Origin of the sequence: Streptosporangium sp. NPDC000563, assembly GCF_040299985.1 — a bacterium.
Lineage (GTDB): Bacteria > Actinomycetota > Actinomycetes > Streptosporangiales > Streptosporangiaceae > Streptosporangium.
In genome coordinates, this window is sequence record NZ_JBEPDA010000002.1 from 166,596 (window position 1) to 180,721 (window position 14,126).

Sequence of the window (14,126 nt, forward strand, 5' to 3'; positions counted from 1 at the left end):
TCAGCATCCATGCCGAAAAAAGCAGCCATAACTACACAAAGTTACGCACTTTACCTGGAATGTAAGGTGATCCGCGACCGCCTCCGGTCCGACCACCTCAAGTTCTTCGGCAGTATTGAACCGTGAGCCTTGTAGACCGCCTGCCAGAAGAGATCGACGCCGACCCCGACACCATCTTCGACGCCTTCGTCGAATGGAACTCCGAGCGAGGGCTGACCCTCTACCCGGCGCAGGAGGAGGCTCTTATCGAGGTGGTGTCGGGAAACAACCTGATCCTGGCCACCCCGACCGGCTCGGGCAAGAGCCTGGTCGCCGCCGGAGCCCATTTCACCGCGCTCACCAGGGACGTGCGCACCTTCTACACCGCGCCGATCAAGGCGCTGGTGTCGGAGAAGTTCTTCGACCTGTGCGCGGTGTTCGGCACCGAGAACGTCGGGATGATGACCGGCGACGCGAGCGTGAACCCCGGGGCGCCGATCATCTGCTGCACCGCGGAGATCCTCGCCAACGTCGCGCTGCGCGACGGCGCCGCGGCCGACATCGGCCAGGTGGTGATGGACGAGTTCCACTTCTACTCCGAGCCGGACCGCGGCTGGGCCTGGCAGGTGCCGCTCCTGGAGTTGCCGAACGTCCAGTTCATTCTGATGTCGGCGACCCTCGGAGACGTCACCAGGTTCGAGGAGGACCTGACCCGGCGCACCGGCAGGCCCACCGCGGTGGTGAAGAACGCCGAGCGCCCGGTCCCGCTCGTCTACTCCTACCGGCTCACCCCCCTCCACGAGACGCTGGAGGAGATGCTCACCACCAACCAATATCCCGTCTACGTCGTCCACTTCACCCAGGCCGCGGCCATGGAGCGGGCGCAGGCGCTGATGAGCATCAACATGTCGACCAAGGCCGAGAAGGAGGCGATCGCCTCCATGATCGGCCACTTCCGGTTCACCACCCGGTTCGGCAAGGCGCTCTCCCGGCTGGTGCGGCACGGCATCGGCGTGCACCACGCCGGGATGCTCCCGAAGTACCGCCGCCTGGTGGAACGCCTCGCCCAGGCGGGCCTGCTCAAGGTCATCTGCGGCACCGACACGCTCGGCGTCGGCGTCAACGTCCCGATCAGGACCGTGCTGTTCACCGCGCTGTCGAAGTACGACGGCACCAAGGTGCGGCGACTGCGCGCCCGCGAGTTCCACCAGATCGCCGGGCGGGCCGGGCGCGCCGGATTCGACACCATCGGCTACGTCGTCTGCCAGGCCCCCGACCACGTCGTGGAGAACGAGAAGGCCCTGGCCAAGATCGGCGACGATCCCAAACGGCGGCGCGGTTTCGCCCGCAAGAAGCCGCCGGAGGGCTTCGTCGGCTGGAGCGAGGAGACCTTCGAGAAGCTGCAGGCCGCCGAGCCCGAGCCGCTGAACTCCCGGTTCAAGGTCAGCAACGCCATGCTCCTCGCGGTGATCAACCGGCCGGGCGACTGCTACGCGGCCATGCGCCACCTGCTCACCGACAACCACGAGGACCGCAAGTGGCAGCGGCGGCACATCAGCCAGGCCATCGCGATCTACCGGTCGCTGCTGGCCGGAGGCGTGGTGGAGCAGCTGAGCGAGCCCGACGAGCACGGCCGGATGGCCCGTCTCACCGTCGACCTGCAGGAGGACTTCGCGCTGAACCAGGCGCTGTCCACCTTCGCGCTCGCCACCCTCGAACTCCTCGACATGGAGTCGCCGAACTACGCCCTGGACATGGTCTCGATCATCGAGTCCATCCTCGACGACCCCCGCCAGATCCTGTCCGCGCAGCTCAACAAGGCGCGCGGCGAGGCGGTGGCGCTGATGAAGGCCGACGGCATCGAGTACGAGGAGCGGATGGAGCGCCTGGCCGAGGTCACCTATCCGATGCCGCTCGCCGACCTGCTGCTCGGCGCGTACGAGACCTACCGGCGCGGCCACCCCTGGGTGGGCGACTACACGGTGAGCCCCAAGGGCGTCGTCCGCGACATGTACGAGCGGGCGATGACCTTCGCCGACTACGTGCAGTTCTACGAGCTGACGCGCTCGGAGGGCACCGTGCTTCGCTATCTCGCCGACGCCTACCGCACCCTGTCGCGGACCATCCCCGAGCACCTCAAGACCGAGGACCTGGTCGACCTCATCGAGTGGCTCGGCGAGCTGGTCCGCCAGGTCGACTCCAGCCTCCTGGACGAGTGGGAGCAGTTGCAGAACCCGACCGGGGAGGTGGAGGCGCCCTCGCTGGAGGAGAGCACCAAGCCCGTCACCGCCAACACCCGCGCGTTCCGCGTGCTGGTCCGCAACGCGATGTTCCGCCTCATCGAGCTCGCCTCCCTGGAGAACGAGGAGGAGCTGGAGCGGCTGGCACCCGACGTCGACTGGGGCGCCGCGCTCGACGCCTACTACGACGACCACGAGGAGATCGGCACCGGCCCGGACGCCCGCGGCCCCGGCCTGCTCCGCATCGAGGAGGAGAAGGAGTTCTGGCGTGTCCGCCAGGTCGTCTCCGACCCCGCGGGCGACGGCGACTGGGGCATCGACGCGCAGGTGGACCTCGCCGCCTCCGACGAGGAGGGCCGCGCGGTGGTCCACGTCATCGGCCTGAACCGCCTCTGAACCGTCCCTCGCCACGTCCCTGCCGGCGCAGGCAGGGGCGCTCGGCGGAGGAAGACCGTCCGTGCGCGCAGAAATATCAGGCGGGACCGAGAAGAATGACCGGATGAGCGACGAAGCGATCAGGCAGGTGCTGGGCCTGCTGTACCAGGAAGACACGTTGAAGGTGCTGGCCGCCCTGGCGCTGGGCGGCAAGCCGGAGGAGGAGTCCGGACTCGACAGGGAGGCGGTCAGGCGCGCGCTGGACCGCCTGGAACGCGGCGGGCTGGCCGTACGGGGAGAGGACGGCGAGTGGGAGGTACGGCGCGAGCGCTTCCGTGAGCTGCTGCACGCCACGGCGAGACCCGCCACCCCGGCCTCCCCGGAGGAGAGGGTCCTGCAGTCCTTCCTCGTCGAGGGACGACTGCGGGCGATCCCCACCAAGCGCGACAAGCAACTGGTCGTGCTCGACTACGTGGTCCAGGTCTTCGAGCCGGGCGTCCGCTACCCGGAGAAGGAGGTCAACGTCGCGCTGCGCGCCTTCCACGACGACTACGCGGCCCTGCGCCGCTACCTGGTCGACGAGGGCATGCTCAGCAGGGAGAGCAACGTCTACTGGCGCAGCGGCGGCTCCGTCGAGGCCTGAAGGCGGGCGGCCAGCGTCCGGATGTGGTCGATCAGCTCCGGCGGCTCCCGTACGGTGAAGTCCAGGCCGAGCTGCCCGACGGTGAGCGCCAGCCACTCCAGCGAGTCGCCGCCGGTGCGCAGCAGGCAGCTGTGCTCGTCCAGTTCCTCCAGCACCCAGCCGGGCCCGGAGAAGCGCTCGGCGACCACGGCCGCCGGTGCGTGCACGACGACCACCGCCCGGTGGCGGCTGATGGGGGCGACGATCGACTCCTCGACATAGCCGGGGGGCGGCTCGCGCGGCGGGAAGCGCACGCCGGTGCCCAGCGGTGAGGTGAGCCGGTCCACCCGGTAGGTCCGCCAGTCCTGTCTGCCGATGTCCCACGCCACGAGATACCAGCGCCGCCCGGTGGAGGCGAGCCGGTACGGGTCGGCGATCCGGCCGCCCTGCTGCCCGTCGCGGCGGCGGTAGCCGAAGCGGATCCGCTCCCGGTCCCGGCAGGTCCTGGCCAGCAGCGCGAGGGTCTCCGCCTCCACCGTGGGCACCGCCCAGATCGGCGCGACCGGATGCGTCTGCGTCTGCAGCGTGTGCACGCGCAGGCGCAGCCGGGAGGGCAGGACCTGTTCCAGCTTGGCCAGGGCGCGGGCCGAGGTCTCCCCGATCCCGGCGACCGTGCCGCTCGCCGCCGTACGCAGGCCCACCGCGATCGCGACGGCCTCCTCGTCGTCGAGAAGCAGCGGCGGCATGGCGGTGCCCGCCTCCAGCCGGTATCCCCCCGCGGGACCGGTGGTCGCGTGCACCGGATAGCCCAGCTCGCGCAGGCGGTCGATGTCGCGTCTGAGCGTGCGCGGGCTGACCTCCAGCCGCTCGGCCAGTTCGGGGCCCGGCCACTCCCGGTGCGCCTGCAGCAGCGAGAGCAGTCTCAGCACCCGTCCCGTGGTGTCCGCCATGTCGTTCACGATGCCACCGATCGCGGCCAGGATCTGACCTAAACCGTGGATAGCGTGCCGGAAATGAGCCACATCGAGATAACCGGAGCCCGGGAGAACAACCTCAAGAACGTCTCCTTGAAGATCCCCAAGAAGCGGATCACGGTCTTCACCGGTGTGTCGGGGTCGGGCAAGTCCTCCATCGTCTTCGACACGATCGCCGCTGAGTCGCAGCGCCAGCTCAACGAGACCTTCACCTCCTTCGCCCGCAACCGCCTGCCCCACCACGGCCAACCGGACGCCGACGCCATCGGCAACCTCTCGGCCGCCGTCGTCGTCGGCCAGCGGCGACTGGGCGGCAACTCCCGCTCCACCGTCGGCACCGTCACCGACATCCACCCGCTGCTGAGGCTGCTCTACTCGCGCGCCGGCACGCCGTTCACCGGTTACTCCAACGCGTTCTCCTTCAACGACCCGGCCGGGATGTGCCCGGAGTGCGAAGGCGTGGGCCGGAAGATCGCCCTGGACGTGGACCTCGCCTTCGACCGGACGAAGTCGCTCAACGAGGGAGCGATCCTGCTGCCGGGCTTCCGGGCCGGCAACTGGCAGTGGAAGATCTACGCCCACTCGGGGCTGTTCGACAACGACAGGCCGCTGGCGGACTACACCGAGGGCGAGTGGGACACGCTGCTGCACGGGAGCGAGGCCGACGTCACCTTCGAGGAGCGGGGCGGTACGGCCCCGCAGAGATACGAGGGCGTGGTCGAGAGGTTCGACCGGCTCCACGTCAGGCGCGACGTCGAGGGCACAGCGAGCCGGGACGCGATGGCGGCGTTCACCTCGGTGCGCCCCTGCCCGCTGTGCGCGGGAGCCAGGCTCAACCAGGCCGCGCTCGCCTGCAGGATCGGCGGGCGCAACATCGCCGAACTGGCCGCTATGGAGGTCCGGCACCTGGTCGGCGTGATCGCGGAGATCGACGCCCCGGTCGCGGCGACGATGGTCCCGGCGATCCTGAAGCGGCTGCGGCACCTGGTCACCATCGGCCTGGGCTACCTCAGCCTGGACCGGCCGACGCCCACCCTCTCCGGCGGGGAGTCGCAACGGATCAAGATGGTCAGGCACCTGGGCAGCAGCCTGACCGACATGACGTACATCTTCGACGAGCCGACCATCGGACTGCACCCGCGCGACGTGACGCGCATGAACGAGTTGCTGCGCGAGCTGCGGGACAAGGGCAACACCGTGCTCGTCGTCGAGCACGACCGCGACGTGATCGAGGTCGCCGACCACGTGGTGGACGTCGGGCCACGCGCCGGGACGCACGGCGGTGAGATCGTCTACCAGGGCGGCGTCGAGGGCCTGCGGCGGGCCCGCACCCTCACCGGGCGGCATCTGCGCCGCAATCCGCCGCTCAAGGCCTCGTTCAGGGAGCCGACCGGCGCGCTCACCGTCACCGGGGCCACCGCGCGCAACCTCAAAGACGTCACGGTGTCCTTTCCCACCGGGGTGCTCACCGTGGTCACCGGGGTCGCGGGATCGGGCAAGAGCACCCTGGTCAACGAGGTGTTCCTCGGCGAGCATCCGAAGGCGGTGGTGATCGACCAGGCCGCGGTCGGCACCTCGATCCGCTCCAACCCGGCCACCTACACCGGGCTGATGGACGAGATCCGCGGGCTCTTCGCCGCCGCGGGCGGAGTCAGCCCCGCGCTGTTCAGCTTCAACTCCAAGGGCGCCTGCCCCGAATGCCAGGGGCTCGGGGTCATCCACACCGACCTGGCGTTCATGGACGCGATCACGTCCGTGTGCGAGGTGTGCCGGGGACGACGGTTCCGGCCCGAGATCCTGAGGCACACGCTGCGCGGCAGGTCCGTCTCCGACGTGCTGGAGATGACGATCGGCGAGGCCGCGGAGTTCTTCACCGAGCCGAGACCACTGCGCGTCCTGGAAACGCTGAACGAGGTGGGCCTGGGCTACCTCAGGCTCGGTCAGCCGCTCAGCAGCCTGTCGGGGGGCGAGTGCCAGCGGATCAAGCTGGCGGGGGAACTCCACAAGAAGGGCAGCGTGTACGTGATGGACGAGCCGACGACCGGGCTGCACATGTCGGACGTCGAGCACCTGATCAAAATCATGGACAGCCTGGTGGACGGCGGCAACACGGTCATCGTCATCGAGCACAACCTCGACGTGATCAAGCAGGCGGACTGGGTCGTCGACCTCGGCCCCGACGGCGGCGACCAGGGCGGCACCGTGATCTTCGAGGGCACGCCGTCCCGTCTCCTCGACGAGCCCGGCTCCTTCACCGCCGAACACCTCCGCCGCGACCTGGCCCGCCCTTGACACACGCCGCCCGATCGCCCGGGGCCGATCATCGGCCGCGTTCGCCCGCGGCGACGCGGCGCGTGCGGCCCGACACATCCCCGCGCGTCCCCGCGCGTCCCCTCAGGGAGCGCAGGTGACGCGGACGCGGGACCAGGAGGTGTTGGCGTACCCCTTGGGATTCCACACGTGCCGGGGCGATTCCGGCTGGGTGGCACCGGCGCTGTCCCACGCGCGGGCGACGATCACGGTCTCGCCCTCCCCCAGTTCGGCGACGGTGTGCCAGTGCCGCCACGCCCAGGGCCCCACCTGCTCGCCGAGGTCCGCCTGGATCCAGGTCTCGCCCTCGTCGAGGGAGACGTCGACGCGGGCGACGGTACGGCCGTCCCCCGCGTAGGCGTAGCCGGTGATCCGGGTGAGACCCGACCCGAGGCGGTCGCCGTCGCCGGGGCTCAGGATCGCGGTGTTGAGGACGACGGGCCCCAGGGAGATACCGTCACCGGGCCCCGCCTTCGCGGGATCGGCCCCGGAGGGCAGCAGGCGATAGGCGACGGCCTGGAAGTAGTTGTCGGAGGGCTCCTCCCGCGCGGTGACACGCTGGAGCCACTTGACGCTGCGGGCGCCGATCCAGCCCGGGACCACGACGCGGAGCGGGGCGCCGTGGGCCCTGGGCAGCGGCCGGTCGTTCATCGCCCAGGCCAGCAGGACGTCTCCGCCGACGGCCTTGGCCACCGGGATGGAGGCGCCGTAGGGCTGGGCGGGATCGGCGAGTTCGGAGACGTCGGGGGCGGCGAAGGCGATGTGCGCGGCCCTGGGAAGCAGCCCGGCGCGGGCGAGGACCTCGGCCAGGCCGACACCGCTCCAGCGCGCGGTCGAGGTGGCTCCGGGCCCCCACGGATCCTCACCGGGAATGTCGCGGACCTCGACCAGACCGGCACGGCGGTTGCCCGCGCACTGCAGGGTCGCCACCAGCGTGACCTCGGAGAACTCGGAACGCAGCTCCTCCAGTGACAGCGTCAGCGGGCGCTCGACCAGACCGTCCACGGTGAGGCGCCAGGAGGTCGGATCCAGGTCGGGGACGGGGCCGTGGTTGCGGCTGTAGAAGGTGTCGAGCGGGGTGAGGATGTGATCGGCGAGGGCGCCCGGCGGAGCCTCGGCGTTGTACGGCTCGCTGCCGTGGACCACCATGTCATCTCTTTTGCCCCACACGTTCACACGACTCGGAGTACCCGGGAACGAGGGCGTGACACGGCTCGCGGCCCAAGCGGAAGGAGACCATGGATCTCCCGATGCCGTCCGAGCGCCGCCCCGCCGTTCCGACGCCCCCGAGCACGGCCCCGTGACGACCGGAGTTCCGCCCCGGCCCCCGGTGTGACGGGCCGAGCCGACACCGAGGAGCACCGAGGGCCACCGAGGACCGCGCAGGACCGCAGAGGACCGCAGATGACTCCGTCGGAGACCCGGCTCGCCGTCGGCGTCAGCCGCCCGAGGTGTCGCTCTCGGCGTCGGCGCTGGGAACCGCGAGATCATAGGGGTCGTCCAGCCACCCGGCGGGCAGCTGGACGCGGTCGCGCGGGTTGGTCTTGCCCCGGGGGGTGTCCACGCCGTCGGGCCACGGCTGGGCGGCGTCGAGTTCGGCGAGCCCCTCGCGCAGGTCCGACAGGCTCTCCGAGGTGGCCAGGCGGCGGCGGAGGGCGGCACCGACGGTGAAGCCCTTGAGATACCAGCCGACGTGCTTGCGGAAGTCGACCACCGCGTGCCGCTCGCTCTCGAAGCAGTCGACCATCAGGGTCGCGTGCCGGTCCATCGTCGCGGCGACCTCGCCCAGCAGGGGCCTGCGCCGCTCCTCCCCGCCCTCGCACATGGTCGCCAGGTCCGCGAACAGCCACGGGCGGCCCAGGCAGCCCCGGCCCACGACGACGCCGTCACAGCCGGTCTCGTCCATCATGCGGCGCGCGTCGGCGGCGCTCCAGATGTCGCCGTTTCCGAGCACGGGGATCTCCGTCACGCTCTCCTTGAGCCGCGCGATCGCCTCCCAGTCGGCGGTGCCGCCGTAGTGCTGGATCGCGGTGCGGCCGTGCAGCGCGATCGCGGAGACGCCCTCCTCGACGGCGATCCGCCCGGCGTCCAGGTAGGTCAGATGGTCGTCGTCGATGCCCTTGCGCATCTTCACGGTCACCGGCAGCGTCCCCGCGTTGCCCACGGCCTCGCGCAGAATCGACCGGAACAGGTTCCGCTTGTACGGCAGCGCGGAGCCGCCGCCCTTGCGGGTCACCTTGGGCACCGGGCAGCCGAAGTTGAGGTCGACGTGATCGGCGAGGTCCTCCTGCACGATCATGCGGACGGCCCTGCCGACGGTCACCGGGTCGATCCCGTACAGCTGGAGGCTGCGAGGGCTCTCCTCGGGCTCGAACCGGATCATCTTCAAGGTCTTGGGGTTGCGTTCCACCAGCGCCCGCGTCGTGATCATCTCGCAGACGAACAATCCGCCGCCCTGCTCCCGGCAGAGGGTACGGAAGGGCGCGTTGGTGATCCCTGCCATCGGGGCGAGGACGACCGGCGGCCACACCTCCAGTGATCCCAGCTTCAACGACTCCACCTGGCTTTTCTACCGCACCGCGACGAGCGGGACGAATCGTCGCTGGGTATTGTGTCCCTGCGTGGATCAACGTGACATGGGAGGCCGCGGATGCTGCTGCGACTGCGGATCGCGCTGCCCGACCAGCCGGGCTCGCTGGGGAAGGTGACCCGCGTCCTCGGTGTCGCGGGCGCCGACATCACCCAGGTGGTCGTCCTCGACCGGGGCGAGGGCCAGGCCCTGGACGACATCACCGTCTACTGGCCCGACTCAGCCCCCAGGGAAAGCCTGGTCGAAGGGCTGGAGAGCGTTCCGGGAGTGAGGATCGAGGGCATCTGGGGCACGCGCGAGGCGCCGGGGACCTATCCGGAGCTGGAGATCCTCAAATACATCACCACCGCGGGCGACCGCGCCCTCGCCACCCTGATCGACTCCATGCCCGTGCTGTTCAGCGCCGACTGGGCGGCCGCGGCGACCGAGAAGAGCCCGCGCACGGTCGTCCACTCCAGCTGGCGCGCCCCCGAGCAGGTGCCCTTCCCCGACGAGACCCCCGCCCGTCCGAGGGCCTTCACCCTCGACTCCGGCCTGCATGTGATCGCCGCCCCGCTGCCCCCGCTCGCCCTCACCTTCCTGCTGGCCCGCGCCGACGGTCCCGCCTTCCACCGCATCGAGGTGCACCGTCTCACCCGCATCCTGGAGATCTTCCTCACCCTGCCCGCCGTGGAGCGCGTGGTCACGCGCCAGCTGCGCCGCCCGGCCGAGCAGGACGGCTGAGCAGGACGGCTGAACGAGAGGGCTGAACGCCCACCTGGCCGGATGCCCGCCTGGACCCGCACCGTGTGGGAGTCCGCGGACGGGTGCCGCCGCCCGGGTGCCGGTCGGCGGATTCGCGCGACGGCCACGGGGCCGGCGGCTGAACGCGCGGTTACACAACCGCCGGGAAAACCCGCTAGAGTTCTCTCGTCGCCACCGGGTACGAAACCCGGAGGAAACACGCGGAAGTGGCTCAGTGGTAGAGCATCACCTTGCCAAGGTGAGGGTCGCGGGTTCGAATCCCGTCTTCCGCTCGAAGGGTCTTCGGGCTCTCACTCCGGTGGAGTGGCCGAGAGGCGAGGCAACGGCCTGCAAAGCCGTCTACACGGGTTCAAATCCCGTCTCCACCTCTGGTCCTTTCCATGCGGACGATTAGCTCAGCGGGAGAGCGCTTCCCTGACACGGAAGAGGTCACAGGTTCAATCCCTGTATCGTCCACCACCGCCCATGACATCTATGGGCCGATCACGGCAAACGGCCGCCAAAGTCCCAGCTCGGGAGCCTTGGCGGCCTTCCGGCTTCTCGGGCCGACATTCGGTGTTCCGGCCCTCACATCGACTTCTCGGCGACGACGATGACGTAGTCCAAGCCGGCGAACTTCTGCCGCATACGCGTGTCGTCGGCCAGCTCGCGATGCAACCAGCGGCGGTAGACCCAGGTGACCTTCTGCTGAAATGCCTGGTCGTCCAGCTTCCGTTCCGCCCATTTGCACCACGGTTCGTAAACGTGGTCACGGATGGAGGTCAACTGGACATGGGCGAATCCGGCGGCCCGGAGGCGGGCGACATACTCGTTGCCGTCGTACAGGTTTTCTTCGGGGACCGAAGTGGAGAAAAGCTCTCGGCGGCCGCCGTTGTCGACGTTCAACGGCACGACATCCGCCGTCGCGAGCACCCCGCCCGGTCGAAGGACGTGGTGAGCCTGGCGGAAGAATTCGTCCCTGGTCCGGAAATGCAGGGCCGACTCCAGGGCGACCACCCGGTCGAAGCTACCGGGCTCGAACGTCATCGCGGTCGCCGACCCCTCCTGGAAGATCAGCCGATCATCCAGACCGCGGGCGCGGGCCTTCTCCTGAGCGATCCGCACATGCGTCGGCGTCACGTTCAATCCGACGATCTTCGCTGGATCGTGCCGCTCCAACCACATGAAGTCCTGGTCGCCGTATCCGAACCCGGCATCGAGAATGCGATCGCCCTCCCGAAAGCCCGCGGCGTCCCCCAGCTTCTCCGCCAGCGCCTCGCACGCGTCGTCGAGCGTGTCGGGCCCATCACGCCAGTAGCCGAAATTGAGGTACGAACTGTGCTCGTTCAGCGCGGTCCAGGTGCTCGGCGGAAAGATCTCGTAGGCACGTTTGGCACGGGTCTCCGGCGACGCCATGCTGAGCCTGATGCTTCGGCTAACGGCGAGCACGTCATGCCAGAGTGAGATCCGCTGCGGGGTGGTCATGGGGGACCTCCTGGGTGTGCTCATGCTTCAGGTACGACAGGGCGACAGCCTTGATACTGGGTACACCGGCGCTAAGGATTTCCACAGATATCGAGTTGTCCCGCACATCGGTGGGCTGATTTACCGGCCTTTATCCGGCGGTGCGGCTTTATCCGGCGGCGCGGCGAGGCCAGGAAGTTCGCGGTGCGCCGGGGAGCTCACGGACGATCCCTCGGTCACCAACTCGCCATGGGGAGCGCCGAGCCGTCCATCGGCCCCTGCGGGCTGTAGACCACGCACATGACGTCGCGGTCGCCGCCTGCCCAGGTCTTCCTGGTCGGCATGACCGGGTAGAAGTCCAGACCCGAGGCCGACGCGCCGCTCCAGTTGCCGTCGAACCCCCGCCGGCAACTCTCCCTGGCGAACACGGCCAGCGCGGCCGGATCCCATTCACCGTCGGGGGCGTGCACGAAGCCGTACGACTGGTTGGCCGCCCGCTCCTTGCAGGGCGTGTAGAGGACGACGACCTCGCCCGCCTCCGGGGAGTAGGCCGGGTCGGTGAAACACTCCCCCGCCTCGATGTGCAGAAGCCCGCCGGTCTCCGCGGTGACGAAGGTCTCGTCCTTGATCGTCGGTCCCGTCGAACCCGCCGTGGACGACGGCAGGAAGAGCGCGCCGAGCACCACGAGGCCGGGGAGCAATGTCCGGCGGGCTGACCGCCGGTCACCCGCCTGCCGGGGGCCGATCATCGAGCACCTCTCGTTCGGGAACGTCGGTCTCGCCCGCTCCGGGGAAACGGGGCACGACGCCGCGTACCGGACCCGTCGAAACCCGGGCGAGGCCACCTGCCGTGTGACGCGGGTCGTGAAGCGGGCGCACGCGTTCCGCCTCAGCCGAGCCCGCTCGCCCGAGGTTAGGGGTGTTCCAGCGAACGCGAGGGCAACGGAAGGCGTCGAGCGCATGACCTTCTGGCGACATCAATGGGGCTTTTGGGGCTAGAGATACATAAGAGGAGGTGTTCATCCTGATGTAACCCCCTATATGAGCTTTTGTCCTTCTTTTTTGGATCAATACCGACGTCCACCGCACTCCCTCGGTGGAATGCGATCCCTCCCTGGAGAAGAGCTCATGATGGGCGAAGCCAAACTGCCCCGATCCGCCGGATCCCGGCGTACCAGGCTGACGGCGGTGAGCGCGGGCGTGCTGATCGCCGGCGGCCTCGCGTTCAGCCCGGTGGCGTTCGGCGCGGCCGCGCCGCCGAAGTACCCCGCCGCCGATATCCACAAGCCCTCCCCCATGCCCGACCGGGTCATCCTCACCCCGACCACCACGCCGGCGGCCAGCCAGAAGGTCACCTGGCGGGCCGTGACCGACGCCGAGTCGGCTCAGGCCCAGATCCTCGAGGCCCCGCGCGCGCTCGGCGACGTCGCGCCGTCCGCGGGCGCGGTCGCCACCGTCAAGGCGCTCAGCACCACCCCGGTCAACACCACGCTGGGGTACGCCTCCGTCTACCACACCGTCGAGTTCACCGGCCTGAAGCCGAACACCCGCTACAGCTACCGGGTCGGCGACGGCACCAACTGGAACGAGTGGAGCGACTTCACCACCGCGGCGGCCGACCTCCAGCCGTTCTCGTTCATCTACTACGGCGACGCGCAGAACTACATCGACTCCGCGGTGCCGCGCGTCTTCCGCCAGGCGTTCGCCGACCGCCCGCAGGCGAAGGTGATCGTCAACGCCGGTGACCTCATCGACAACGCGAACAACGAGGAGCAGTGGGGCCAGTGGTACAAGGCCGCCGGCTTCATCGACAGCCAGGTCAACAACATCTCGATCCCCGGAAACCACGAGTACAGCGGCGGCCTGTCCACCTTCTGGCGTCCGCAGTTCCCCTATCCGGACAACGGACCGGGTAACCCTGAGCTGAAGCAGACCGCCTACACCGTCGACTACCAGGGCGTGCGCTTCATCGGCCTGGACACCAACGTGCAGAGCAACGCCACGCTGATGGCCGCGCAGACCACCTGGCTGGAGGGTCTGCTCAAGGACAACCCGAACAAGTGGACCGTGGTGACCTTCCACCACCCCGTCTACTCCACCACCGGCACCCGCAACAACCCCGCCGTACGCGGCCAGTGGGGCCCGCTGTTCGAGAAGTACGGCGTGGACCTGGTCCTCCAGGGCCACGACCACTCCTACGGCCGAGGCAACGTGGCGACCGCCCGCAAGTCCGTCACCGTCAACAACGGTGTCGCCTACGTCGTGTCCGTCTCCGGCGGCAAGATGTACGCGCTCAACAACGGCGAGAACTGGACCGGCAACGGCGCCGAGGTCGTCAGCAAGAGCCAGAACACCCAGCTCTACCAGCTGATCGACATCGAGGCCGACAAGATCACGTTCGAGGCCCGTTACGCCAACGGCGAGCACCACGACGGCTTCGTCGTCCGGAAGAACGCCAAGGGCGAGCGCACCGTCAACGAGGTCCGCACCGCGGAGAACACCGTCGGCGAGCAGGTCGCCGTCGACAAGACCGCCGTCGAGCACCGCGGCGAGCTCACGATCTCCGCGTACGGCTACGACCCCGCCGAGCGGGTGTCCGTCGTCATGAGGAAGGCGGGCGACGACAAGCGCGGAAAGGGGCACGACACCGTCCCCGTCGGCACGCGGGAGGCCGATGAGCTGGGTCGTCTCACCTACACCTTCAAGGTGCCGAGCAGCCTGAAGAAGGGCGAGTCCTACGTGGTCCACCTGGACAGCGCGAACCAGGAGATCACCAGCCCGGCCGTCACGGTCAACAAGAAGTAGCCCTTCCCGGGGACGGGGACGCCGCCGCGGCGGCCCCGTCCCTC

Annotated in this window: 10 protein-coding genes and 3 tRNA genes; 8 read left to right on the plus strand and 5 right to left on the minus strand. The window is 69.2% G+C overall.

The features are described from left to right. The first annotated feature begins 122 nt into the window (after window positions 1-122). Together ABT352_RS09160 and ABT352_RS09165 are read left to right on the plus strand one after the other, a co-directional pair. Entirely contained in the window at window positions 123-2,615 is a 2,493-nt protein-coding gene (locus ABT352_RS09160) for a DEAD/DEAH box helicase (RefSeq protein WP_350943787.1), read from the plus strand. A gap of 103 nt (window positions 2,616-2,718) precedes the next feature. Further along, on the plus strand, window positions 2,719-3,237 hold the full coding sequence (locus ABT352_RS09165) for a DUF2087 domain-containing protein (protein WP_350943789.1): 519 nt from the start codon (window positions 2,719-2,721) through the stop codon (window positions 3,235-3,237). Here the strand turns inward: ABT352_RS09165 and ABT352_RS09170 are convergent. Continuing rightward, a complete protein-coding gene (locus ABT352_RS09170) occupies window positions 3,204-4,166 on the minus strand; it encodes a helix-turn-helix transcriptional regulator (RefSeq protein ID WP_350943791.1) in 963 nt (320 codons plus the stop codon). The two genes, ABT352_RS09165 and ABT352_RS09170, sit on opposite strands and share 34 nt — an antisense overlap. A gap of 63 nt (window positions 4,167-4,229) precedes the next feature. Here ABT352_RS09170 and ABT352_RS09175 point away from each other — a divergent pair, with 63 nt between their 5' ends. Continuing rightward, window positions 4,230-6,482, plus strand: coding sequence for an ATP-binding cassette domain-containing protein (locus tag ABT352_RS09175; RefSeq protein ID WP_350943793.1), 2,253 nt, complete (start codon window positions 4,230-4,232; stop codon window positions 6,480-6,482). Window positions 6,483-6,584: 102 nt separating this feature from the next. On the opposite strand, the gene ABT352_RS09180 is transcribed toward ABT352_RS09175, so the two are convergent. Continuing rightward, complete coding sequence (locus ABT352_RS09180; protein WP_350943795.1) at window positions 6,585-7,649, minus strand: sulfite oxidase; 1,065 nt, start codon at window positions 7,647-7,649, stop codon at window positions 6,585-6,587. A 289-nt stretch (window positions 7,650-7,938) separates the two neighbouring features. Continuing rightward, window positions 7,939-9,060: a tRNA dihydrouridine synthase DusB gene (dusB, locus tag ABT352_RS09185; protein WP_350943796.1), complete on the minus strand. Its 1,122-nt coding sequence runs from the start codon at window positions 9,058-9,060 to the stop codon at window positions 7,939-7,941. A 90-nt stretch (window positions 9,061-9,150) separates the two neighbouring features. Between dusB and ABT352_RS09190 the strand changes: the two genes are divergently transcribed. The 4 genes from ABT352_RS09190 to ABT352_RS09205 all read left to right on the plus strand — a co-directional run bounded on the left by ABT352_RS09190 (window position 9,151) and on the right by ABT352_RS09205 (window position 10,293). Continuing rightward, window positions 9,151-9,813, plus strand: a complete 663-nt coding sequence (locus tag ABT352_RS09190; RefSeq protein ID WP_350943798.1) for an ACT domain-containing protein — start codon at window positions 9,151-9,153, stop codon at window positions 9,811-9,813. A gap of 221 nt (window positions 9,814-10,034) precedes the next feature. Beyond that, window positions 10,035-10,106: transfer RNA gene (locus tag ABT352_RS09195), tRNA-Gly, on the plus strand. A 25-nt stretch (window positions 10,107-10,131) separates the two neighbouring features. Then, window positions 10,132-10,202: transfer RNA gene (locus tag ABT352_RS09200), tRNA-Cys, on the plus strand. A gap of 16 nt (window positions 10,203-10,218) precedes the next feature. Continuing rightward, window positions 10,219-10,293, plus strand: a tRNA-Val gene (locus ABT352_RS09205). Between the two features lie 108 nt (window positions 10,294-10,401). Here ABT352_RS09205 and ABT352_RS09210 read toward each other — a convergent pair. Both ABT352_RS09210 and ABT352_RS09215 read right to left on the minus strand, forming a co-directional pair. Further along, a complete protein-coding gene (locus ABT352_RS09210) occupies window positions 10,402-11,298 on the minus strand; it encodes an SAM-dependent methyltransferase (RefSeq protein WP_350943799.1) in 897 nt (298 codons plus the stop codon). Between the two features lie 215 nt (window positions 11,299-11,513). Continuing rightward, window positions 11,514-12,026: a hypothetical protein gene (locus ABT352_RS09215; RefSeq protein WP_350943800.1), complete on the minus strand. Its 513-nt coding sequence runs from the start codon at window positions 12,024-12,026 to the stop codon at window positions 11,514-11,516. A 379-nt stretch (window positions 12,027-12,405) separates the two neighbouring features. On the opposite strand from ABT352_RS09215, the gene ABT352_RS09220 reads away from it, so the two are divergent. Next, complete coding sequence (locus ABT352_RS09220) at window positions 12,406-14,082, plus strand: purple acid phosphatase family protein (protein ID WP_350943801.1); 1,677 nt, start codon at window positions 12,406-12,408, stop codon at window positions 14,080-14,082. Window positions 14,083-14,126 lie beyond the last annotated feature (44 nt).